The organism is Hydrococcus rivularis NIES-593 (assembly GCF_001904635.1).
Lineage (GTDB): Bacteria > Cyanobacteriota > Cyanobacteriia > Cyanobacteriales > Microcystaceae > Hydrococcus > Hydrococcus rivularis.
Genome location: NZ_MRCB01000001.1, coordinates 350,096 through 372,009, shown reverse-complemented (window position 1 = coordinate 372,009; position 21,914 = coordinate 350,096). Strand labels below are relative to the sequence as shown.

Here is a 21,914-nt window from a genome sequence, read left to right as displayed (position 1 = left end):
AGTTCGGGGAGTTGAAAGAAATGATTTCACATCAAGACCATCAAACTGCTTTGCCAATCAAGCGCGAGATCGCGCTAATCTATGCTTTCTCTTTCCTTATTGCCATACTCATGGCGGATGGAAAACATGAAAATTGGTATTAACTCCGAAGCGAGACGTTAAATCGTTCCACTAATGCCTCTCGGATTTTGTTGTGGACGGGTTCGACTTCCGCGTCAGTGAGAGTGCGATCGCTGGCTCGATACGCCAAACTAAAGGCTAAACTCCGCTGCCCGTCAGGCACATTTTCGCCGCGATATTCATCGAATAGTTCGACCTTATCTAATAAACCGCCAGCTGCTTTTTTCATTGCCATCTCTAGCTCGACAACCGATACTTTGACCGGAGCAAAGAATGCCAGATCCCGTTCGAGGGCGGGATAGGTCGAATAGGGACGGAAGTGAGGGGTCTGCAAGTCTTCGCGAGCAAGCGCTCCTAGCAAAACGCTGCAACTCATCTCAAAACCATAAACGGCATCGAGCAAACCGCGTTTCTGCCTGAGTTGGGGATGCAGTTGTCCGAACGTTCCTAAGCGCTTGCCGCCCAACCACAAAGAAGCAGTGCGCCCTGGGTGCAAGCGATCGTCTTTTCGATCGGGTTGGTATTCTACTGCTAAACCCAGGCGATCGAAGACGCTCTCTAGTATGCCTTTGGCTTCATACCAAGTCATGGGCGCTGGTTTGCCGCTTCGGCTCCAGCGACCTTCGCTTATCAGATCGCCACCGAGGATTCCGGCGATTGAGTCGGCTTCTTGCACGCCATCTTCGGATCGCGAGAAGATGCGACCGATTTCAAAAGCATTCAACGCCCCATTGCCCTGAGACTGGTTGTACTCGAAGGCATCGATCAGTCCGTCCAGTAAATTCGTCCGCAAGGCAGAATACTCGACAAACAGAGGATTGGCGAGGACGACCTCATCTTTTTCTGGCTTGACGAGAGAATACTGAACCACTTCGGTCAGTCCCACGGCTCGGAAAGCCTCTCTTAGCTGCCGTTGCGCCCGATCTTCAAAAGAAAGACCGCCCGGTTCGGTTTTATCGGGAAGCTTATCGATAAAGCGATCGTAACCGAACAGGCGAGCGACCTCTTCGATTAAGTCGATTTCCCTTTCCAAATCTCGACAGCGGTAGGGAGGAACCGTAACCGTCCAAACCTTGTCTTTTGTGGAGGCGAGTTCTAGCTGACAGCCCAAATCGGTCAGAATTCGCTCGACATCTTCGGCTTCGATTTGACCGATCGCATTGTCTCGTTTAACAGCACCCAAAACCTGATGGATGCGAGCGAGACGCAGTTGGATCGGCTGACTCGTTGTATTCTCGCGCCCATCGGCGACGGTTTGAGCAATGGGCGTACCGCCAGCTAACTCGACAATCAACGCGATCGCTCTGTGACAGGCGATGTCTAATTCGGCTTGGTTAACGCCTCGCTCGTAACGGGCTGAAGACTCGGTACGCAAGCTTTGAGCGCGGGAAGAACGGCGCGTCGCCACGGGATCGAATAAGGCAGCTTCTAGAATAATGTTCTGGGTTCCTGAATGAACCTCTGTCTCTTCTCCCCCCATGACTCCCGCCAAGGCGACGGGGCGATCGTTAGCTGTAATCAATAAATTTTGCGGTTTGAGCGAACGAGTTTGACCGTCTAAGGTTTTTAGCGATTCGTTCTCCCTGGCAAAGCGCACGCCAATGGTGAGGCTATCTCCGCCGGCCAAGGCTTGGGTGCGATCGCGATCGAAGGCATGTAGCGGTTGTCCCCATTCCAGAAGAATATAGTTAGTCGCGTCAACTACATTATTAATCGGTCGCACGCCTGCGGCTTGCAGTCGCCGTTGCAACCATTCGGGAGAGGCGGCAATTTTTACCCCTTCGATGACAGTGCCGATGTAAGCTGGACAAGCTTGTTTGTCGGCAACTTTGAGGCTGAGAATCCCTTCTCCTGCTGGAATAGAAATCGGAGCAACTTTGGGAAGGTGTAGCGAAGCCCCCGTCAAGGCGGCGACTTCCCGCGCGACTCCTACCATGCTTAAGGCATCGGCGCGGTTAGCTGTCGGGGAAATATCGATAATGACATCATCTAACCCCAGCAAGGGGCGAACGTCGCCGCCCAATTTTAGATTTTCTTGGGAGAAAATATGAATGCCTGCCGACTCTTTTTCTAAGCCCAACTCAGCTAGAGAGCAAATCATCCCTTCCGAACGAACTCCTCGCAGCTTAGTCGGGCGAATCTTTAGGTCAACCGCAGGTAAATAGGTGTTGACTGTCGCGACTGGAACGTAAATATCTGCCCGTGCGTTGGGCGCGCCGCAGACGATGTTTAAGAGAGTTGGTTGACCGATATCTACCTGACAGACGCTCAATTTATCGGCGTTTGGATGGGGTTGGCGTTCGACTATTTTGCCGATGACAACGCCATCGGCTAATTGACGGCGATCTTCAATTTCTTCTACTTCTAAGCCAGCAATGGTTAGCGTTTCGGCTAACTCCTCAGGGGCGAGAGTGACATCTACTAATTCCCGCAGCCAGTTGACAGAAATCCGCATCGATTCGTTGCTTTTACTTACCTCGGCTTGACTATTTTACCCGATCGCGTAATTTTCATCCGGTCGTTTTCTTTTCCAGTCCTGGATTGCCTTAAATAATAGCGCTCATATTTCGAGTATGCCACAATTGAGTGATGGCACTTCGGGAAGCGATCGCGATCGAGAAGTTTATCTATATGCTAGTTTTTGTCATCCCCCTCAAGAGTCCGCAAGTTTCAAGGTCTTGGGAGCGCGTCTGCCAGTTATTTGAGAGAACTGTCAGATCGGCGTGCAATCAAACTTCGCCTAATTTTCACGTTATCGTTGTCTGCCACGAAAAACCAAACATTGAATTCACTCATCCGAAAATTACCTATCTTGAAGTCGATTTTCCCTTACCTAAAGAAACCAATCCAGTCGCGAGAGGAGATACCGATAAAGGACGAAAAATTTTAAAAGGTTTGATTTATGCCGCGCAGTTTTCTCCCTCTCATACAATGGCGGTTGATGCGGACGATTGCGTCAGCCAGCATTTAGCTGAATTTGTCGAGCAATACCCTCAAAACAATGGTTGGTATGTTTCTAGGGGATATAAATATCAAGAAAATACTTCCTATGTTTATTTAACAAGAAAGAATTTTTATCGAATGTGCGGAACGAGTAATATTTTAAGATATGATTTGAATTTTTTACCAGAAAATCCCGAATACAATCGAGGTTATGGCTACTATAAATATTACATTCTTCACGCTAGAGTTCGCGATGTTTTAACAGAAAAAGGGATGCCGCTTGCTCCCTTACCTTTTGCAGGCGCGATATATATATTAGGATATGGAGATAACGTCTATGGCAACGCCAAGAATTTTTCTTTTAATTTTTTCAATCGTAGAAAATTAACGAAATCGATTCGAGAAGAATTTTGTTTATCTAGTATCGTCTAGTCTAACTGAGATATATTAGAGAATTTTTTGAATAAATTCCTAAAAGGATATCCCTCAAGCAAGACCATGGTTAGAGCAAAAAAACTAAAACTCAAAACCTCTCAAGTATTTACAGAACTGTTTGGCGATCTCAGGGAAACTAGAGAAAAACCCCTCGATCTCAAAGAGAAACTAGCCGAGAAACGAAAAGCCAAAGAGGAGCGCAAAAAACTTTTGGGGATCGTTGGGATTGCGATCGCTTTTGCAATTGTTGTCGGTCTGCCATTGGTACTGCTAATAGGAACGAGACCTGCCGCGATCGTGGCTACGGGAATTCCCTCCTTGCTTTTATGCTATAACTATCCTCGTTTAGCCCTCTGGGGATTTCTCATCTACATGCCCTTCAGCGGAACCATCACCTATTGGATAGGGGGAGGGAATGCTCTATTTCAGTTGAGTAAAGATGCAATTTACGTTCCTGCTCTCATTGCTTTGGTCGTACAGTGCAAGCGCAAGCGACTGCCAATCCTAATTCCCAAACAATTGCTTCCCACCCTGGGTCTCCTGTTATTTAGCTGCTTGCTCACCTTATTTTTGGTCAACGGCATGCAGGAATTGCTTCCTTACTGCCAGGATTTAGGTCCAAACGAGCGATATGCTGTGGATGCAGCAGGCAACTATATCTTAAACGAGAGAGGGTTGGTGGTTCTAAACCCCTGCAAAGAAGGAAGTCCTTTTTTCCAGGGAGTTTTGGGACTTAAGGTGCTACTCGGTTATGTGCCGCTTATCTTTTGCACCTACTATCTCATTAACGACAAAAAGAAGCTACTGCTTCTCGGTCGCATCCTCGTCATGCTGGCGATTGCCTGTTGCCTTCTGGGGCTGGCACAATATTGGATGTTGAAAACGGGACAGTGCGTTGGAACGAGAAATTTGATGGGAAACGATCTCTTCAAACCGACCGTCGAGGCTAAATGTTTAGTCGGTGGCGCTCTCCTCTACAGCCCGCAAGTGGGACAGATTCGCTTGCCGGGAACTTTTGTGTCTCCCTGGCATTGGGCTTGGTTTTTAGTAGCCAATGCGGGCATCTGCTTTGCGACTGCGTTTAGCGATACCTCTTTCATTTGGCGGGTAGCTGGTTTGACGGGGATGGGATTGGTGTTTGTCAATGCCGTAGTCAGCGGTCAACGTCTGGCACTGGCAGCAGTTCCAGTCTTGATTGCAGTTTTGCTCGTTCTTACCGGACAGATAGCCAATTTGAAGCGATTTATTCCGATTGGCGTGGGACTTACGCTCGTTTTATTTCTCTTTTTCTCTTTCTTGAACCCAGATTTTATCCAGGAGAGGATTGACAGTTTTGTCGGTCGTTGGAATACCTCGCCTCCTCAGCAATTTATTCAGCAGCAATTTCAATATGCTCTAGCCAACCAAACAGGAATTTTAGGCAGGGGATTAGGCAAAGCGACTAACTCTACGCGCGTTTTCGGTCCGGTATCGCTAGTAGAAACTTTTCATCCCAAACTGCTCTTTGAAATCGGATGGCCCGGACTGATTGCGTTTATGGTCTTCATCACTCACTTGACGATACTCTCTTTTAAGAGCTATCGTTCTGTACGCGATCGCGCTTTGTACAGTTTTGGTTCTAGTTTCTGGGTTTTTATGTTAGCGATCGGCTATTTTCCCTACTGGTATCCCCTAGATACCGACCCGGTAGCAGTGTATTACTGGTTGTTTGCCGGAGTGCTGTTCAAATTGCCAGAAATCGATAAACAAGAACGAGAAAAATTGAAAGCTGCCAAAGGGAAAAATTCTTCCCGCAGCAAAAACAAAAAGTCGAACCTACGTAAAAAGAAACTTTCTGCTGCCTAGAACAGCTACTTTATATAATTCAGATGGTTTTTCCTTCAATCTCCGTCATTATTCCAACTTATCGGCGAGAAGAACCTCTCCAAGAAACGCTAGAGGACGTTCTCAAACAAGACTATCCTGCCTTTGAAGTTCTGGTTATCGATCAAACGCCAACTCATACCCCCACCGTTGAAGCTTATTTAGAACAACTGGCAGAAAGTGGAAAGATTCGCTGGTTTCGCGTCAATTGGGCGAGTTTGCCAGGGGCAAGAAACTACGGCGTGCGGCGAGCGACTGGAGAGATTATTCTGTTTATCGATGACGATGTAAAGCTACCAGAGAGATATTTACAAGCTCACGCCCGTAATTACCAAGAACGACCAGAGATTGGGGCAGTCGCGGGACGAGTTTTCGATCGCATGAAATTAGCCGATTCCCAAAAGATAAATCCCAAAGATTCGCCCTACAGCATTGATTATTTGCCGCCTCAAGCAATGGATCCCGGCATTGCTTGGTATTACATCGATTTAGTTCATACCGTGAAACCGCAGCGCGTCATTTCTACCAGAGGCTGTAATATGTCCTTGCGACGAGATATTTTTACCGAACACGGCATCTGGTTTGACGAACGGTTTCGAGGAAGTGCGGTGAGAGAGGAGTCGGACTTTTGCCTGCGATTGCGGCAGACGGGCTATCAGATCTGGTACGACCCAGAAGCTTATCTAGTACATTTAGGGGAAGAAACGGGCGGCTGTCACGATATCAACACGCGATCGCTTCAATACCAGCTTACTTTTTATCACAATCATTTCCTTATGGCGCTCAAAAATCTTACACCCGTCCAACAATTGCGCCTCTACGCCAAACTCTTTGACTGTCACGTTCTCGGCAATCCCCCTTGTAACAAAAGTGGTTCTCCTATTAAAATTCTCACGAGAGGGATTTTCTATAGCTTAGGCTTTCTTGATGCCCTCAGTACCTTGGTAAAATCGCTGTGGGAAAACGGACAAATTTACTCTCGTCAGGATTTAGAGGGATCGGCAGTACCAGTTACGCAGGAAGCAAAAGTTTAAGATGATGAAAGGAAACACCTGTACGAGCGACCGAGCCGCCGGCGGCAAACTGGTTCTTGCAGGCACCTTGCTGCTTGCAGCGGTCTTCGCACCACTACCACTTGCTGCGCAGATCTCGAGCATCGACATCCCATATATGGCATTCTATGACCATCAAGGTACTTATGCCTCCACGATTGGCATCGGCACTCCGGCAGCACAGGCGCTTACTGAAGTCAGTCCACAAACCATTTCGGCTCAGAGATTGACTGGGGAGACTCTGCCAGCTAGCGCCCTGAGTTTTCGCTACTCACCACAGGTCACAATGCAAGTGCGCGCTCGAATTGCCGAGCAGTTTGCAGCACAGTCTCCCGAACAGGCTGCACAGATTCGTCACGAGTTCTCGCAGGCTGATGTGGTCGGCGAATTTCGCCGTTTAATCCAACGCTATGGTTACGATCCCGATAACCTTGCCCACAATATGGCTGCTTTCTTGATCTTGCAGTGGGAAGTGCTTACCGAAACGCAGGCGCAACCGCCTCAGATGAAGGGTGTAGCAGAACAGATTGCGGAGGCGTTGCTCGCTGGCTCAATGCTGCATGGCATGAGCGATGCTGACAAGCAAACTGTCGCCGATTCAATGGCATACCAGGCGCTGATGTCGGTGCTTGTGTTCAACGATCTGAAGCGGCGCGGTGACAGTACCGGCATAGCACAGCTGCGCGAAGGCATCATTCGCAGTGCGCGCGAGCTGGGCTGGGACTTCAATCGCGTCGAACTCACTAGCCGTGGCTTTGTCGCCACACGCTAATCCATGATGTTGATTGATTGACTTGATAAATCTTCTCTAAGACAGGCGATCGAGCGTGCGATATTGAATCGCTTCTGCTAAGTGGTGGCTCTTTAAAGCTTCCTCCCCTGCTAAATCGGCAATCGTGCGCGAGACTTTCAAAATACGATCCATTGCCCTGGCAGACAGTCCCAATTTGCGAATGGCGGCTTCTAACAAGTTACGACTGGGATCGTCTAACTGGCAAAAACGCCGCAGATGAGACGATCGCATTTCGGCATTGCAGCGGACTGCCGGATCGTCTTTCAATCGATGCTGGGCGCGATCGCGGGCTACGATCGCCCTCTCTCTGACCGTTTGGGAATTTTCTCCCGTTTCTCGTCCGGTCATTTCTTCGGGTTTGAGTCGATTAACCGCTACTTGCAGGTCGATTCGATCCATCAAAGGTCCCGAAAGCTTTGCCCAATATTGCTCGCGCGCGCGAGCAGAACAGGTACAAGGCTGAACCGAATCGCCAAAATAACCGCAAGGACAGGGATTGGTACTTGCCACTAGGGTAAATTGCGCCGGAAACGAAACCGATTGACGAGTTCTCGAAATACTGACGTATCCATCTTCTAGTGGCTGGCGCAAGAATTCCAAAACGTTGCGCTTGAACTCAGTTAGCTCGTCCAAGAATAACACGCCTCTGTGTGCCAGGGATATCTCGCCGGGACGGGGAAAGCTGCCGCCGCCGACTAAAGAAGGTCCAGAAGCGGAGTGATGGGGACTGCGAAAGGGACGTTCTCTAATCAGAGACCCTTTATCTTTGAGCAATCCTGCCACCGAATGAATTTGGGAGACTTCAAGGGCTTCGGTAAAACTCAGGGGAGGTAAAATACCGGGCAAACGCTTAGCGAGCATCGTTTTTCCGCTTCCGGGAGGCCCGACGAAAATAAGATTGTGCCCGCCTGCGGCTGCGATTTCGAGGGCGCGACGCGCGTGAGTCTGTCCTTTGACATCTGCTAAGTCTGAAATGAGTTGGGGGGCGCGATCGAATTCCGCTTTAGCATCGAAGGCGACTGGCTTATAGTTTTCCGGTTGGCTGAGAAAGTCCGCCACTTCATAGAGATTTCTAAATCCATAAACCGCGATTCCTTTGACGACGGCAGCTTCTTGGGCGTTATCGGCAGGGACGATTAAGCCTTGAATGCCCATCTTTTGGGCGGCGGCGGCAATGGGCAAAACGCCTGCTACGGGGCGCAAGCTACCGTCGAGCGAAACTTCGCCAAGAAAGAGATAATCCCCCAACAGTTGGGCGTTGGCTTGTTCGGAAGCGGCTAAAATCCCGATGCTGATAGGTAAATCGAAGATCGGTCCTTCTTTGCGCAAGTCGGCAGGGGCGAGATTAACCACAATTTTGCGGACTGGAAAAGCAAATCCCGCATTTTTGATCGCGGCTTTGACTCTCTCCTTAGATTCTTGAACCGCTGCGTCGGGTAAACCCACTAGCGCGATTCCTGGCAGTCCTCCAGAAACATCGACTTCTACCGCTACTTTAACTGCGTCGATCCCAACGATTGACGCACTCCAAACCCTTGCTAACATGTAATTTCCGCTCGATTGCTTGTCTGTATAGTCTTAGTATTCCCCCAGACAAGCGCAGATTATGCGTCTAACGCTGTAGATTCGCGCCAGCTTGCCACCTCGGTTCTCCCGACTCATAGGCGCCAATGTCGGGGGCTTTACCGACAAAATCGTCGGTAAACCCAGAGATAGAGATACCTTTATCGATCGCGGGGGAACCTGGAGGTAAAGTCAAGTCGGCATTTAACCTCGGATCTTTGCCGAGATTTAAGTTGTTTGACTGTTGCTTGGTGTTTATAATCGATGGCTCTCCATAAATATTGTTGCGCAGTTGAACGGATTCGCCGATGATAATCGGACCGAGAAACGTATTGTTGAACACGCGGTCAGATCCCCTTGGGCTACCCGCGACCACGTAGTAACTGTCTTTACCGCCAGTGATGTTCCAGACAGCATTGTGATGGATAGTGCTGTTATAGCTCTCGATATCTAAATAAATGCCGCGCGTTCCCCAGAATTGGCTGAATGCTTGGGTGTCGCGAATCGAATTATGATGGATAGATCCGCCCTCTAGGTTGATATAACAGCAGATGTAAAGTGCGCCGAGGTCGGTGCTAAGCATGCCATAACTAGAGATGTCATTGTAGGCGATTTCAAGGTTTCGTCCCTCGAATCCTGCCGTATGCCAATCAATTGCGATCGCATCGCGACCAGCTCGCTCGATCGTGTTATGGGTAATTTTATGTTGGGTGCCATTGACGCGCACGGGAGCGGCAAACGATACCAAGTAATTGCTGTTGGCAATAACATTGTTGGTTACTGTATGTCCGATTCCTTCCAAAAGAACGCCATTTCCCGAACTCCATTCAAGGATTGAGTTTTTTAGCGTATGCCCGCTTCCCCGCAGTTGGATTCCGGTGTCGTGGGCATGGGACGCAAGAACGAGATTATCGTCGGAGTTGGGAGCCTGTTCAGATTTCGGCAGCGGAGGTAGGGTCATGTGATGGGAAATATACTTGGCGCGAATACCGTCGATAACAATACCCTGGCTGGCATCGCTCGTGGTGATAGTATTGCCAAAAAGCTTGAGATTTTGTACTACGATATGGGAGCGATCCGATAAATCGAAAGCGAAATTTCGCTGTTTGGCTTCTATGGACTCCGGAAGAGTGCCGCCGGGGAGCCAAAAATAGAGAAATTGCTCGTTCCCGTCGTAGTACCATTCACCTTCGCTATCGAGCAAATTTAATTTTCCAGCCAGGTAAAACCAGAACCCGCCTCTCTCCCAAGGAGCAGACATTTCAGCGCTGAGTCTCCCCGGCGAGCTGCTCGTAACCGTACCCGTTCGAGTAACGTACCACTCGTTAGTCCATATCGTGGCACCGACCAACCCTCCGGGCAAATCGGGAAGGTCTTTGTTCTCAAGATCGATCTTTGTGCCACCTCCATCAGTCGTGCAGCAGCTTGCAAGCGTTGGACGGAGAAGATCGCCTCCCAAGTTGGGCCAGCGGGCTTCGGGCATCATTTCACCGTTGGCAAAGAGCTGATTGGCAAAGAATCCGGTATCGCTGTAACCATTGACTGGTAACGCTACCTTGGTTCGGAAAATAGAGTCGCGAAACGGCGACCACCCCAGGACAGGATCGGTGCCAGAAATCGTTACGTCCTCATTGTTGTAGGGCGCAAACGTTATTGGTGCTGCTTGCGTTCCCGAAACGGCAGGGCGAACCGTCTCCCGATAGATTCCAGCTCTTATCAGGCAAGCTTGACCCGGTTTCGCAATGTCGGCGCACTTTTGAATCGTCCGAAACGGGCGATCGCGCGTTCCCGGATTGTCATCCGAACCAGAAAGCGCAACGAAGTACTGACCGTTAGGAGACGATATTTCAGCAGTTAAAGTCGATGAAGGCGCTCGCGTTTGGTTCGTTGTTGATGGAGTATCTGTCGAAGTAGGCGTAGATGAGGGGTAGATATTCGCGCAGAAACCGAGGCTTAACTGAATCGCCAGAAGGAAACCCCATAGGGCATACGTTCGGTTAATTCTCACTTGCATAGCATTCCCTAATATCGCAATAGATCGCCAAGACAGTCGATAAGGTTGGAAAAATTCTTATATCCCATCATTTTAATGCCAGAAGGCAAGCGCTCTAGACTCGATATCTTAGATGTATCCCACCAGCCCGTCATTCAAGCGCTAATCGAGCGATGCTCAAGCAACTGACGGAACAGTTATTGCAGGTTTTGAACTCGATTCGAGTCGTACCGTGGCAGCAGATCGAACAATTGTTTGAAAATTTTCGGGAAATGCTTGTCCCCATCGAGGAGAAATGGTTAGACCCGCAGGAGATGCGATCGTTTGTATCGCGTCAACTCGATGAATGGTATCGACAGATCGAACAAGAGGCGCGACGAACCTCAATGGATTTGGTGCCCCTACAACGAACGATCGCCGACTGGGAACAGAATATTCATCAGTTAGAGAGTAGCTATTTCGAGCAATATTGCCGTTGGCAAATCTTCAAAGAGCGAGAGATTGTCGCTTTATATGAGGATCCCATTCTCGATGAAGTGCGCGATCGCTTTTCTTCTGAAGAACTTTATCAGTTCATACGCGGTCTGATGCTACGGGTATACGATTTACCTCGCTGGAAAGACTTAACCAAACCGACGGTCGTTCTGATAAGCGGTACGTCGGGGTCGGGCAAATCTACACTTTCTACCCACCTAGCTCAGAGTTGCGGGATGCAAAAAGTGTTTTCTACCGATGAAACCGGACGGGCGAATACGAAAGCGATTTTGGACTTCCTTTTCGGTCATCAAGAGGCAGCCAAAGCTTTTCCAGCCCTGTATCAGTCTTCCTTTGAAGGAAGTATGGAATCCTATTACTATCAGGCGATCGTGACCGCGATCGGAGTGGAAGGTTTGGCTAAACGATTGCACAAACAAAACACGTCCGCGTTAATTGAAGGCGTAGGGCTAATGCCAGGAATATTGTCAGAGGAAGTATTTGAGCGTCTCAATATCGATTGGCTCATCTTGCAGGTCGATCGCCAACAACATTGTCAGCATTTTGCTCGTCGGGCGCAAACGGCGACATTGCGGAATGCCAAACGGTATCGGGAGCATTTTGAAATGATTCGACAAATCCAAGAACAGCTCGTCGAGATGGGATTGAAGCATGAATTGACGATTGTCGAAAACAGCAGCTCGATTCAGCAAACCGTGCGTATGGCTACCGAACGGATTAAAAGTCCCTTAACCACTCAGTTTGTAGGGGTTCGCAATCCGATTCGAGAGGAGATGAGCGCACTCTTGGCGATGCAACGACAGCATTTGCCGATCGCAATTCGGTTTGATGTCAAACGCGCGGCACTGAATTTAGGCGTTTTGGAAAGCCAAGTTGTCGAGCTTTTGCATCGCTTTGGATTTGAAGAGGTGCCAAACCGACGGCATCAGTGGATGCGTCGGGCAATCCCTGCTAACTTGGGTTAAGTTATACCAATTTCCCTTCATACCTGCTAGAGATAGTTGAATAGGAAAAGGGGAAAGGGTAAGGGAAGGCAATCATCAGCATCAACCTCCTTCCTGAATACCTCTTGAACCAGTAAGTGATTAGGCGAATGGCTAGATGTGGCGATCGCTAAATCTAGCCGCTACACCATCTATCTAACATCCGAGCTTCTAGCGCTTCTGGATATTCCTGGCAATATTCCTCAAAAGCCGTTTTGGGAAGCTTTTCTGCTTTTTGACGCGCTGTCTCTGCTTGCAGATCCTCGACAATTCCCCAGGCAACCGCGCATTCTCTACTCTTAGCTCCTCTTTGGGCACAAATATTGCGGGCATCTGCGATCGCTTCCTCGATTCTTTTGTCTAGCCAAACGGTTCGAGGTTGCTCGACAAAATTCCCTTTAAGGAGAATATCGGTCATCGAGATCGTACCCAGAAGTTTGCCTTGAACGATCGGGGCGATGTGAATGCCAGTCTTGGCAAATAACTGTGCCACGTATTCTATGCCGAGATCGGGATTGACGACGATACAAGGTTTGGTCATGATTTCGTAAACGCGCACTTGTTTGAGGTCAACTCCCAAAGCAACCACTTTGTAGGTGATATCCGTCTTAGTGACGATCCCGTAAGCATCCTCTTCATCGCGGGGAGTGACGATCAAAGCGCTCAAGCCCTTGTCCTTCATCAGCTCAACAGCCTCAGCTACCGTTGCCGAACCGCGAATGGTAACCACATCTTTAGTCATAATTTCTGCTGCTTTCATAAGGTTGTCTTCCTCATTGCCCGTCTGGTAGAATCCATTCCTGCTTCTTCCTGGCGTTGGTTAGAAATTCGAGTTTAGTGCGATCGCGTTGCATTTCGCCGACACCAGCACCTTGGGGGAAAATCGCTCCCGTCGGACAAGCCATCAAACATTTGCCGCAGGAAGTACAGCTTTGAGAGGTACCCCAAGGTTGATTCATATCGGTAATCACAAAAGAATTGGTTCCTCTTCCTGCCATATCCCAGGTATGAGCGCCTTCGATTTCGTCGCAAACGCGGATACAGCGAGTGCAGAGAACGCAACGGTTGCGATCGATACCAAAGCGAGGGTGAGAAACATCTACCTTGCGATTGGGATAATGATATTCCAAATCGATGTGGTCTACGCCCATTTCAATCGCCAAATCTTGCAATTCGCAATTGCCATTAGCAACGCAGACGGAACAGATGTGATTCCCTTCGGCAAATAGCATCTCTACGATGGTACGGCGATATTTCTGAAGGCGTTTTGTGTTTGTCTGCACCTCCATTCCTTCAGCCACTTTCGTCACGCAAGCCGGCTGAAGTTTATTGCTGCCAGCGATTTCTACCAAGCACAGCCGACAGGCACCCATCCTGGACACGCCTTCTAGATAGCACAGTGTCGGAATGCCAATTCCCGCATCCTCGGCTGCTTCCAAAATAGTCTGTTCTTCCTGGGCGCTGACTAATTGGTCATTAATCGTTAATGTTTTGACTGTCATAACTCTTGCCCTCCGATGGCGATCTCATCATCTTTCCCCGCTATTGTGCTGGGCAGGCAGTTTCTTTCCCTATTAAGATTTTTAGGTCAAAAGTTTGAGGAACTTGTGAGGAGAGGAGCTTATACCAATTTTCAGGTTTTCGCGATATACATTCTTCTCCCCTCTCCCAAATAGGGAGAGGGATTGGGGGTGAGGGCGATCGACTATCTCTGTCATTAATGAATGAAAAATGATATTAGCCAATGAAATTTGTCCTTAGACAAGCTAACAGAAGTTTCTATGAGCGATCGCCCAAACCGTAGCTAATGTTCGTTACCTCCAAACTCAGAGCGTTCGAGCTAGAATTCGGACAACCTAGCTAAGCAGCAACCAAAATGAAAGAGATTATCTATCGAGGCGCTAATTCGCGCGATAGCAAGATTATTGCCGATTATCTTTTGATGGCAGGGGATAGTTTCTTTGAGTTTATACTTGATGACCTAGTGCCCGGTTTTTCGGCCAAACAACTGCTCGCACAAGCGGTAGCTTCACCAGAAGGATTGCGATCGCACAAAAACTGTTACGTTGCCGAACACAATGACAAAATCATCGGTGCTATTAACATTTTTCCAGTTGATGCCCTCAAAGATGAAGATCTGAGGCTGTTTTCTGGCGAGCGATTGGCATATATTACTGATTTTAACGAAGTTCAGGACTGGGGAAGCATGTTTCTTGGCAGTATCGCCGTTGACTTGCCCCATCGAAACCAAGGGATTGGCAGTCGCTTGCTCGACTGGGCATTAGAACGTGCCCGCAGCCAGGGATTTCATCGCCTCAGCTTGCATGTTTGGGCGGATAACGCGATCGCGCGTCGTTTCTATTTGCACCATGGATTTCAAGAAATCGGCGGTGCCGATCTCCTGCCCCATCCTCGCCTAAAGCATACTGACGGCACTATTCTAATGAATCGAGCGGTTTGACCAAGGTCGAATTTAAACTTCTGTACGGGCGGGTCGATCTAAAAAATCTAGGAACTTAGCAACAGCGAATCTAAAAAAAACCGCCCCTATAACTCCCAGTAACTCATGTAGACACTGATAACTGATATGATTTCTTCTCGCGTACTTTGTTTGGGTGAAATTCTCTTCGACTGTCTCGCCGACCAACCCGGTCGAGAACTAGAACGAGTTGAATCCTGGACTCCTTATCCCGGCGGAGCGCCAGCTAACGTAGCCTGCGGGCTGGTGAAACTGGGAACGACAGCGGGTTTTATCGGCTGTGTCGGTCGAGATAAAGCCGGAGACGACTTGGTAGCGTTATTGGAAAGCACTGGAGTAGATACAACGGGAGTCCAACGCCATCCCACCGCACCGACCCGACAAGTATACGTAACTCGCTCGCAAGCAGGAGAGCGGCATTTTGCCGGATTTGGCAACATCGCAACGACCGAGTTTGCCGATACCTGTCTAGCTGCCGATCGCTTGCCAGAGGCGTTATTCGCCGGGGCAGATTATTTGGTGATGGGAACGCTAGAGCTTGCCTATCCCGAAAGCCGACAAGCAATCTATCGCGCCCTAGAATTAGCTAAACAACATCAGGTTAAAGTTTTCGTAGATATTAACTGGCGACCCGTCTTTTGGTTAGATGTAGAAGCAGCTCCCTCTCTCATTTGGGAGGTAGTCAAGCAAGCAGATCTGATTAAATGCTCTGATGATGAGGCGCAATGGCTATTCGAGACCGAGAATCCCAAAGAAATTGCTCAACGAGTAGAGACTGTCAAGGGAGTATTAGTAACGGCAGGAGAACGCGGCTGTAGCTACAGTTTGGGCAATAGTTCGGGAAATTTACCCGTCTTTAAGGTAAACGCAATCGATACTACGGGGGCTGGCGATGGCTTTGTGGCGGGGTTCTTGCATCAGTGCTGCCAGCAGGGAGAGCAGATTTTTCAGAATCCAGAAATGGCAAAGGAAGCCGTTACCTATGCCAGTGCGGTAGGAGCGCTGACGACAACCAAACCGGGCGCGATCGCGGCACAACCAACCGCAGCAGAAGTCGAGGAATTCTTAAGCCAGCAATGATATAAGTAGAGTAGACTATGGCGGCAAGCTTAGATAGTTGAGACTAAAGCAGCATATACAAGAGATCTAATGAACCAACGAATCTATCTACCCTTCGCGGATAGTCGATGGCGCATGAAGATGGGGTTAAAACCTCTCAAACTTGAAGACTGGATTGAAATTGACGAGCGGTTTACTGCTTATCTCGCACGCAAACAAGAGCTTTTAGAGCATCACTATCGCGAAGTCTTTGCCAGTCTTCCAGGCAGCGAGCGATCGCAAAAAGAAGTTCTAAACTTATTACTAGATTATCTCCCCAAACACTTTCCCAGCCATTATCAGCGCCAAGGCGATCGGATCGAAAGTTTGCTGGTGCAGCAAAGCTGGAACGTTGCCGATTTTGAGACAAATCCCCTCGATCTAGCAGGACGATTGGTGCAAGAGGATCTGTGTCTGATGCAACCTAGCCCGGATGGATATATCTTAGTTGCTGCATCTGTTTGTTTTCCCTTTCATTGGCGATTGCCAGATAAGCTGGGACAGCCACTCGCTCGAATCCATCAACCCGTTCCCGAATATGCCCAAAAGCTCGAAGAGCCAGTCAACAATTTTTTCATGCGCCTAAAAACAGATTGCCCCGGATATCGCTTGAATTGGGGCATTGTCGATACGCCAGATCTGTCTTTGGCACGCCCTAGAAATCCCAGTCGCTCGGATGCACCCTTTACAGTTGATAGTCTAGGAGAGAAACTCTGGCTGAGAGTGGAACGCCAAACCGTGCGACGGCTTGAAACGAGCAATTGCGTTCTCTTTACCATTCGGACTTACATTTATCCACTCTCAATCTTAGAAAGTTATCCGGCGATCGCGCGAAATTTGTCGGCAGCCATTCAACAAATGCCGCTAGCAATGCAGCGTTACAAGGATATACTTCCCGTGCGAGAGGTGCTGCTCGATTATTTGGGCAAAATCTACCGCTTCGTGCCATAGAAATAGGTAGCTGCGATCGGTTATTATACCGTGGGGGCATCTGCTAGATTGCAGTAGGGGCGGCTGTAACTGAGGGGAGATTCTAGGGAGTGTTGCCCTAAAAAGTCTGGGTTGCTCATGACTCGTTCGGTGCTGCCGTCATAGACAACTCGTCCTTGACTTAACACGACTGTGCGATCGCACAATTCTAATGCTAAATCCAAATCGTGGGTCGCAATTAGTTGAGTCAGCGATAAATTTTGCAACAAATTAATCAAATGGCGACGAGAACGGGGATCGAGTTGAGCCGAGGGCTCGTCTAAGACTAACACCTGGGGCTGCATCGCTAATACGCCCGCGATCGCAACTCGTTTTTTTTCTCCTCCTGATAAATTATCTGGATTTTTATGCCCGTAGTCGTTTATATCTAAATCAACGGCTGCCATCGCTTCTCTGACTCGCGATCGCAATTGTGTCCCCCGCACGCCTTGATTTTTTGGACCGAACGCCACATCTTCCCATACAGTTGTCATAAATAGTTGATCGTCGGGATTTTGAAAGACCAGCCCCACAAAGTTCCGAATTTTGGTCAAATTCTCAGCATTTACCTGCCACCTGCCGATCTTCACCCCTCCTTGTTGGGGTAATAAAATTCCATTTAAGTGTAGCTGCAAAGTAGATTTTCCCGAACCATTAGCACCGATTAATGCTACTCGTTCGTTTGCTTGAATTGACAAATTAATGTTCTTAAGCGCTTGCGTTCCATCAGGATAGGTATAGCTTAGGTTTTCAATTAAGATTGGATTGTGGTGCATTGTTGGAAATGCCAAAGCAAATTGACTAGAATTTACCGAGAAATTTAAAGTGAAATTATTAATCTTGCTTGAAATTTTAGTCATAATTAAGTTTATTTTAACAAAAAAAATCTTATTTTTGGCAAAGTAAAATATCTCGATATACTCTAATCGAATGATTCAGAATTCCGAACTAAAGTGAAGCGTCTTGAGAGAATCATTTTTTTTGAAATGTTTCCTTGAATTTTAAATCTTTTTGGGAATATTTAATCATCTAAAAAATCTATTAAAGATCTGAAAAGTTTCTTTTGTCATTCCCAGTGCAGTGAAAGGTAACCAAGAATCTGGATTGTTTACCTAGAAATTAGACCGGTTGCAGAAGTTTTTTTATCTCACGCCAAGGCGAGGAGTGGGTGGCGAACCTGCGTCGCCACAAAGAAGTCCATCGATTAAATTTTTCGATTAGTTTAAATAAAAAATCTGCCCGCAAATTACCAGAATCCCGGTAAAAATCAAAGCTAAAAAATCCCATTTCCTCAGCGGTGGCAGCGTTTCAGTTGTCGATAATCCTCGATAGCCGCGTGCCAGCATTGCCTGATAAATTCGTTCTCCCCGTTCGTAAGTACGGATAAAGAGAGAACCGATAATATGACCGAGAACCAAGCGAGTTGCCGAATTATTCGCCATTAAATTTCGCGCGATCGCAGCCTGACGCATGGTGTTAAATTCGGTAATTAAAACGCCCAAGTAGCGATACATCGATGCCATAATCGCCACCAGCAAAGGCGGCATTCGCAAGGCAATAAAAGCTTGGAGAAGATCTGGAATAGAAGTCGTCAGAATTAGAACATTGAGTATCAATAAAGATAGCAATACCTTAAGAGTGACGCTTCCCAAAACCGTCAGCCCGACTGTGGTAATCTGCAAATATCCCCAAGACCAGATTACGGTGCCGCCACCGCGAAACAGCGTTCCCAATAAAACGACAACGACAAAAGCAAACTCAACGGCAACTCGCTTGAGTAATGCCACTAAGGTAGCTTGACTCACTAAGATGAGTCCCCATATGCCAATGCCATAAATTGCCCACGTCCACCAACGTCCGTTAGGGGTGAGGGCAATGGCAAAAACGCTTAGCAGGATGCACAGCAATCGCGTCTGAGGGGCTAGCGAATGCCAAGGCGTATGCTGATGGCTATCAGTGTCGAGGCGAAAAGCAACGACGTGCAGGAGGATCATTGCTCTCAATCCTCTGGAGATGGGGAAGGTTCGTCTAGAGTATTGGTTGGGGCAGAACGACGAACTACCAACTTGCCCACTCCCCAAGCCAAGCCAAAGGTAACTAAGGTTCCTACCAACCCAGCCAAAGAAGTTGCGACTCCCTCCGGCACGCCTCTGAGGGCATATTCTTCAAAAATGGCATAAAAAGGCAACTTACGGGCGGGAGCATCTTCAGTGGCTTTGCGATCGAATTTTAAATCTTGAGAAACGCGGTCTAAGCCATCGGGATCGGGACTGGCGAAAGGCGAGAGGAAAACCGCTACCAGCAAAGCAATTCCCAAACCAGCAATAACAAAGGCTCGATTGCGTTTTCGTTGAAAATTATTTGCCATAGAGGGCCAATCCTGAAATTAATTAATGGAGCGAGTAAGGACGAGATAACGATTGCTGGGTTCGACGAGGTGGATCGTAAAATAGATCGGGACGCGATCGCCAGACAAAACTTACTGCCACTACTGTAATCAAAGCTTCTCCAATACCGATTACCACGTGCCAAGACATCATAGCAGCCAAGGCAACTGCCAAAGGCACGGTTCCCGATAAAGCGAGTTGGAATGACGCGATCGCAGCAGCAACGACCACGCTTGCCCAGCTTGCTACCGCTATTCCCACTAACATTCCCCGCCAGCTGTTGCGACCGATGGCAAAGCGAATCGCTTTATAGAGATAGTAACCGCCAAAGGTGCCAACCAACCCCATGTTGAAAATATTAGCGCCTAACACCGTCAGACCGCCGTCTTGAAATAGAACCGCTTGGACGATAAATACAACTGACATAACTAGAGTTCCCGCCCAAGGACCAAGTAACGCGCCAGCTAGAGTGCCGCCCAATAAGTGACCCGACGTACCGCCAGGAATGGGGAAATTAATCATTTGGGCAGCGAAAATAAACGCCGCACAAACGCCCATTAAAGGAACTGCCCGTTCTTGATAGTCAGCTTGCACTTGCTTGAGTGCGATCGCAATTAGACCGATGGAAACGATCCAGGTCAAGAGGCTGATTGGTAAACTCAAAAAGCCATCCGGAATGTGCAGGGCTAAATGAGGCTGTAGCGCCCAGTGTAACCAACTTGAAGACAACACCTGAGAAAATAGATTGGCTGTAGCCATAGTCAGAGATTGCAAAGCCTTTATTTTTAGTCTTCTCACTTTTGTAAAGCCTTATCAATCCCCCTAGAGAGGATTTTTAGAACATCTTTAGATTCATTACAGATTTTTGCTTTTCAAAGGCAGGGACTTTCATGTTAGTAATTAATAATGAGGATTACTATAGATAAAAACGTTTTTTCAAAACACAACGCATGAGAGATCTGGATCGGGAAAAAACTATTCAAGCACTCAACAGAATTATGGAATTTGAATTGGCTGGCGTCGTCCGCTATACGCACTACTCTTTAATGGTGACGGGTCCCAATCGCATCCCGATCGTGCAATTTTTTCAACAGCAAGCGAATGAATCTCTGCTTCACGCACAACAGGTAGGAGAAATTTTAACCGGGTTAGAAGGACATCCCAGTCTCAAAATTGCTCCCATTGAAGAAAGTTACGAACACAGTTTGCAGACGATTTTAACTGAGAGCCTCAATCATGAAAAGAAATCTCTGGAATTGTATAAAGACTTATTAGATACGGTAGAAAATGCCAGTATTTATTTAGAAGAATTTGCTAGAGGAATGATTGGGCAAGAAGAATTGCACAATATTGAAATCAGAAAGATGTTGCGCGATTTTGTATAATTCAAGTCAGAATGCTGACGGCTAACTGAATGATGAATTTAAGTGCTGCCTTGCCGACCTTTGTTGTCACGTTGCGAGAAGGGTTTGAAGCTGCTTTAGTAGTGGGAATCGTTCTAGCTTGTTTGAGTAAAGCGCATCAGACTCAACTCAATCGCTGGGTATATCAAGGCATCGGCGGAGGAATCGTGGCAAGCGTCATGGTAGGATTTCTTCTAGCGGGAGTGCTTCGGGAAATAAATTCCCATCAAAGTCCTTACACGCCAGTCATCAGAGAAGTTTTGGCAGGTGTTTTTGGTCTGGTTGCGATCGCGATGCTCAGTTGGATGCTGATTTGGATGACGCAACAAGCTAAGTCAGTTAAATCTGATGTCGAAGGCGCAATTCAGACAGCTTTAGCACAAAACGATAGCGCCGGAAAGGCAATTTTTCTTCTCGTTTTTATTGCCGTCTTACGAGAAGGTTTTGAAACGGTTTTATTTATTCTTGCTAAGTTTCAGGAAGGATTTATTCTGCCTGCCACGGGAGCCATAACTGGATTGCTAGTCGCTGCCGGACTGGGCATATTATTGTTTAAATGGGGAGTTAAGATTAACATTCGCCTATTTTTTCAGGTGATGGGAATTTTACTGTTGTTAATTGTCGGCGGTTTGGTTATTGGTATGCTCAAGCACGTCGATGCGTCAGTAGCGCTACTGATGCAAATAGATTGGCGCTTCGCTAATTGGTGTATTGTACCCGGAGAGTCTTGTCTTTTGGGACCGCTGGTTTGGGACACTTCAGAATTTCTTCCCGATCGCGAGTTTCCAGGGATTATCCTCAAATCCTTATTTGGCTACCGACAAAAGCTTTATTTAGGACAAGCGATCGCCTATTTACTCTTTATGGGACTTGTCGGCGGAGCCTATTTTCATAGTTTAACTGGGCGATCGGTTTTAGGGAAAAACTCTGAAAAGACAGTCGAGAAAGCAAGTTAACCGATTTTGAATTTTCGATTCGTGCTACAGCAATCCGATTTGAATTGTAAGAAATAATGCGAAAGCTCGCAAATAGTTAGACGCGAGCGAGACGCTCGCACTACAGCTTATTTTATAATTCCTATCTTTCCCGTCTCAATCGCGATTAGTAACTTATACCATTTCTAAAAAAGAACGCTACAGATGCTCAAGGAAAAAGCCTTACACAGAGGACAGTTGACTAATTGCGAACTGATAATTGCGAACCGACGCAGACTCCTACGAAGTGGAGGAGCATCGGTGAATTGGTATTAGATGCCTTACAGCTTATTTTACGACAGATTAGGCATGCGAACTAATTTCAGCTTCAGCCCATCGGGATCGGTAAAATAGACGGCTGGGC

The 21,914-nt window shown here is 47.8% G+C and carries 21 protein-coding genes; 11 read left to right on the top strand and 10 right to left on the bottom strand.

The features are described 5' to 3' along the window. Positions 1-20 precede the first annotated feature (20 nt). The gene (locus NIES593_RS25050) at positions 21-143 is read left to right on the top strand and encodes a hypothetical protein (protein WP_281250689.1); all 123 of its coding nucleotides are present in this window, start codon (positions 21-23) and stop codon (positions 141-143) included. Here the strand turns inward: NIES593_RS25050 and pheT are convergent. Further along, positions 140-2,575 (bottom strand): phenylalanine--tRNA ligase subunit beta, encoded by a 2,436-nt coding sequence (pheT, locus tag NIES593_RS01670; RefSeq protein ID WP_073597910.1) that lies wholly within the window; start codon positions 2,573-2,575, stop codon positions 140-142. The genes NIES593_RS25050 and pheT overlap by 4 nt on opposite strands. Before the next feature lie 134 nt (positions 2,576-2,709). Between pheT and NIES593_RS01665 the strand changes: the two genes are divergently transcribed. The 4 genes from NIES593_RS01665 to NIES593_RS01650 all read left to right on the top strand — a co-directional run bounded on the left by NIES593_RS01665 (position 2,710) and on the right by NIES593_RS01650 (position 7,185). Continuing rightward, complete coding sequence (locus tag NIES593_RS01665; protein ID WP_083602271.1) at positions 2,710-3,495, top strand: hypothetical protein; 786 nt, start codon at positions 2,710-2,712, stop codon at positions 3,493-3,495. Positions 3,496-3,561: 66 nt separating this feature from the next. Further along, a complete protein-coding gene (gene hpsL, locus NIES593_RS01660) occupies positions 3,562-5,343 on the top strand; it encodes a hormogonium polysaccharide biosynthesis protein HpsL (protein ID WP_139253602.1) in 1,782 nt (593 codons plus the stop codon). A gap of 23 nt (positions 5,344-5,366) precedes the next feature. Further along, positions 5,367-6,395 (top strand): hormogonium polysaccharide biosynthesis glycosyltransferase HpsN, encoded by a 1,029-nt coding sequence (gene hpsN, locus NIES593_RS01655; protein ID WP_073597909.1) that lies wholly within the window; start codon positions 5,367-5,369, stop codon positions 6,393-6,395. Between the two features lies 1 nt (position 6,396). Then, the gene (locus tag NIES593_RS01650) at positions 6,397-7,185 is read left to right on the top strand and encodes a DUF6683 family protein (protein WP_073597908.1); all 789 of its coding nucleotides are present in this window, start codon (positions 6,397-6,399) and stop codon (positions 7,183-7,185) included. Positions 7,186-7,221: 36 nt separating this feature from the next. On the opposite strand, the gene NIES593_RS01645 is transcribed toward NIES593_RS01650, so the two are convergent. Together NIES593_RS01645 and NIES593_RS01640 are read right to left on the bottom strand one after the other, a co-directional pair. Then, complete coding sequence (locus NIES593_RS01645) at positions 7,222-8,751, bottom strand: YifB family Mg chelatase-like AAA ATPase (protein ID WP_073597907.1); 1,530 nt, start codon at positions 8,749-8,751, stop codon at positions 7,222-7,224. A gap of 67 nt (positions 8,752-8,818) precedes the next feature. Further along, on the bottom strand, positions 8,819-10,777 hold the full coding sequence (locus tag NIES593_RS01640; RefSeq protein WP_175561004.1) for a right-handed parallel beta-helix repeat-containing protein: 1,959 nt from the start codon (positions 10,775-10,777) through the stop codon (positions 8,819-8,821). 158 nt (positions 10,778-10,935) lie between these two features. On the opposite strand from NIES593_RS01640, the gene NIES593_RS01635 reads away from it, so the two are divergent. Beyond that, entirely contained in the window at positions 10,936-12,222 is a 1,287-nt protein-coding gene (locus NIES593_RS01635; RefSeq protein WP_073597905.1) for a hypothetical protein, read from the top strand. A 154-nt stretch (positions 12,223-12,376) separates the two neighbouring features. On the opposite strand, the gene NIES593_RS01630 is transcribed toward NIES593_RS01635, so the two are convergent. The 3 genes from NIES593_RS01630 to NIES593_RS25045 all read right to left on the bottom strand — a co-directional run bounded on the left by NIES593_RS01630 (position 12,377) and on the right by NIES593_RS25045 (position 13,958). Further along, positions 12,377-13,000: a CP12 domain-containing protein gene (locus NIES593_RS01630; RefSeq protein ID WP_073597904.1), complete on the bottom strand. Its 624-nt coding sequence runs from the start codon at positions 12,998-13,000 to the stop codon at positions 12,377-12,379. Positions 13,001-13,013: 13 nt separating this feature from the next. Continuing rightward, on the bottom strand, positions 13,014-13,742 hold the full coding sequence (gene hoxU / locus NIES593_RS01625; RefSeq protein ID WP_073597903.1) for a bidirectional hydrogenase complex protein HoxU: 729 nt from the start codon (positions 13,740-13,742) through the stop codon (positions 13,014-13,016). Between the two features lie 81 nt (positions 13,743-13,823). Continuing rightward, positions 13,824-13,958, bottom strand: a complete 135-nt coding sequence (locus NIES593_RS25045) for a hypothetical protein (protein ID WP_281250688.1) — start codon at positions 13,956-13,958, stop codon at positions 13,824-13,826. 158 nt (positions 13,959-14,116) lie between these two features. Here NIES593_RS25045 and NIES593_RS01620 point away from each other — a divergent pair, with 158 nt between their 5' ends. The 3 genes from NIES593_RS01620 to NIES593_RS01610 all read left to right on the top strand — a co-directional run bounded on the left by NIES593_RS01620 (position 14,117) and on the right by NIES593_RS01610 (position 16,768). Next, entirely contained in the window at positions 14,117-14,701 is a 585-nt protein-coding gene (locus NIES593_RS01620; RefSeq protein WP_073597902.1) for a GNAT family N-acetyltransferase, read from the top strand. A gap of 126 nt (positions 14,702-14,827) precedes the next feature. Further along, the gene (locus tag NIES593_RS01615; RefSeq protein WP_073597901.1) at positions 14,828-15,799 is read left to right on the top strand and encodes a carbohydrate kinase family protein; all 972 of its coding nucleotides are present in this window, start codon (positions 14,828-14,830) and stop codon (positions 15,797-15,799) included. A 69-nt stretch (positions 15,800-15,868) separates the two neighbouring features. After that, on the top strand, positions 15,869-16,768 hold the full coding sequence (locus NIES593_RS01610; protein ID WP_073597900.1) for a heme-dependent oxidative N-demethylase family protein: 900 nt from the start codon (positions 15,869-15,871) through the stop codon (positions 16,766-16,768). A gap of 23 nt (positions 16,769-16,791) precedes the next feature. Here NIES593_RS01610 and NIES593_RS01605 read toward each other — a convergent pair whose 3' ends face one another. The 4 genes from NIES593_RS01605 to NIES593_RS01590 all read right to left on the bottom strand — a co-directional run bounded on the left by NIES593_RS01605 (position 16,792) and on the right by NIES593_RS01590 (position 19,932). Beyond that, positions 16,792-17,562, bottom strand: coding sequence for an energy-coupling factor ABC transporter ATP-binding protein (locus NIES593_RS01605; RefSeq protein WP_073598049.1), 771 nt, complete (start codon positions 17,560-17,562; stop codon positions 16,792-16,794). A 441-nt stretch (positions 17,563-18,003) separates the two neighbouring features. Beyond that, positions 18,004-18,780, bottom strand: a complete 777-nt coding sequence (gene cbiQ / locus NIES593_RS01600; protein WP_139253601.1) for a cobalt ECF transporter T component CbiQ — start codon at positions 18,778-18,780, stop codon at positions 18,004-18,006. A gap of 5 nt (positions 18,781-18,785) precedes the next feature. Then, positions 18,786-19,154 (bottom strand): PDGLE domain-containing protein, encoded by a 369-nt coding sequence (locus NIES593_RS01595; protein ID WP_073597899.1) that lies wholly within the window; start codon positions 19,152-19,154, stop codon positions 18,786-18,788. A 22-nt stretch (positions 19,155-19,176) separates the two neighbouring features. Continuing rightward, a complete protein-coding gene (locus tag NIES593_RS01590; RefSeq protein ID WP_073597898.1) occupies positions 19,177-19,932 on the bottom strand; it encodes an energy-coupling factor ABC transporter permease in 756 nt (251 codons plus the stop codon). Positions 19,933-20,123: 191 nt separating this feature from the next. On the opposite strand from NIES593_RS01590, the gene NIES593_RS01585 reads away from it, so the two are divergent. Beyond that, positions 20,124-20,558, top strand: coding sequence for a ferritin-like domain-containing protein (locus NIES593_RS01585; RefSeq protein WP_015141811.1), 435 nt, complete (start codon positions 20,124-20,126; stop codon positions 20,556-20,558). 32 nt (positions 20,559-20,590) lie between these two features. After that, complete coding sequence (locus NIES593_RS01580) at positions 20,591-21,532, top strand: FTR1 family iron permease (protein WP_073597897.1); 942 nt, start codon at positions 20,591-20,593, stop codon at positions 21,530-21,532. The last annotated feature ends 382 nt before the right edge of the window (positions 21,533-21,914 follow it).

What these genes read in the sequence shown, in the direction of transcription:
- NIES593_RS01630 (WP_073597904.1), bottom strand. Translation starts at nt 13,000, where the DNA reads ATGAAAGCAGCAGAAATTATGACTAAAGATGTGGTTACCATTCGCGGT.
- NIES593_RS01620 (WP_073597902.1), top strand. Translation starts at nt 14,117, where the DNA reads ATGAAAGAGATTATCTATCGAGGCGCTAATTCGCGCGATAGCAAGATT.
- NIES593_RS25045 (WP_281250688.1), bottom strand. Translation starts at nt 13,958, where the DNA reads ATGACAGAGATAGTCGATCGCCCTCACCCCCAATCCCTCTCCCTATTT.
- NIES593_RS01595 (WP_073597899.1), bottom strand. Translation starts at nt 19,154, where the DNA reads ATGGCAAATAATTTTCAACGAAAACGCAATCGAGCCTTTGTTATTGCT.
- NIES593_RS01635 (WP_073597905.1), top strand. Translation starts at nt 10,936, where the DNA reads ATGCTCAAGCAACTGACGGAACAGTTATTGCAGGTTTTGAACTCGATT.
- hpsN (WP_073597909.1), top strand. Translation starts at nt 5,367, where the DNA reads ATGGTTTTTCCTTCAATCTCCGTCATTATTCCAACTTATCGGCGAGAA.
- cbiQ (WP_139253601.1), bottom strand. Translation starts at nt 18,780, where the DNA reads ATGATCCTCCTGCACGTCGTTGCTTTTCGCCTCGACACTGATAGCCAT.
- hoxU (WP_073597903.1), bottom strand. Translation starts at nt 13,742, where the DNA reads ATGACAGTCAAAACATTAACGATTAATGACCAATTAGTCAGCGCCCAG.
- NIES593_RS01610 (WP_073597900.1), top strand. Translation starts at nt 15,869, where the DNA reads ATGAACCAACGAATCTATCTACCCTTCGCGGATAGTCGATGGCGCATG.
- NIES593_RS01645 (WP_073597907.1), bottom strand. Translation starts at nt 8,751, where the DNA reads ATGTTAGCAAGGGTTTGGAGTGCGTCAATCGTTGGGATCGACGCAGTT.
- NIES593_RS25050 (WP_281250689.1), top strand. Translation starts at nt 21, where the DNA reads ATGATTTCACATCAAGACCATCAAACTGCTTTGCCAATCAAGCGCGAG.
- NIES593_RS01665 (WP_083602271.1), top strand. Translation starts at nt 2,710, where the DNA reads ATGGCACTTCGGGAAGCGATCGCGATCGAGAAGTTTATCTATATGCTA.
- NIES593_RS01605 (WP_073598049.1), bottom strand. Translation starts at nt 17,562, where the DNA reads ATGCACCACAATCCAATCTTAATTGAAAACCTAAGCTATACCTATCCT.
- NIES593_RS01615 (WP_073597901.1), top strand. Translation starts at nt 14,828, where the DNA reads ATGATTTCTTCTCGCGTACTTTGTTTGGGTGAAATTCTCTTCGACTGT.
- NIES593_RS01590 (WP_073597898.1), bottom strand. Translation starts at nt 19,932, where the DNA reads ATGGCTACAGCCAATCTATTTTCTCAGGTGTTGTCTTCAAGTTGGTTA.
- NIES593_RS01585 (WP_015141811.1), top strand. Translation starts at nt 20,124, where the DNA reads ATGAGAGATCTGGATCGGGAAAAAACTATTCAAGCACTCAACAGAATT.
- hpsL (WP_139253602.1), top strand. Translation starts at nt 3,562, where the DNA reads ATGGTTAGAGCAAAAAAACTAAAACTCAAAACCTCTCAAGTATTTACA.
- NIES593_RS01650 (WP_073597908.1), top strand. Translation starts at nt 6,397, where the DNA reads ATGATGAAAGGAAACACCTGTACGAGCGACCGAGCCGCCGGCGGCAAA.
- pheT (WP_073597910.1), bottom strand. Translation starts at nt 2,575, where the DNA reads ATGCGGATTTCTGTCAACTGGCTGCGGGAATTAGTAGATGTCACTCTC.
- NIES593_RS01580 (WP_073597897.1), top strand. Translation starts at nt 20,591, where the DNA reads ATGAATTTAAGTGCTGCCTTGCCGACCTTTGTTGTCACGTTGCGAGAA.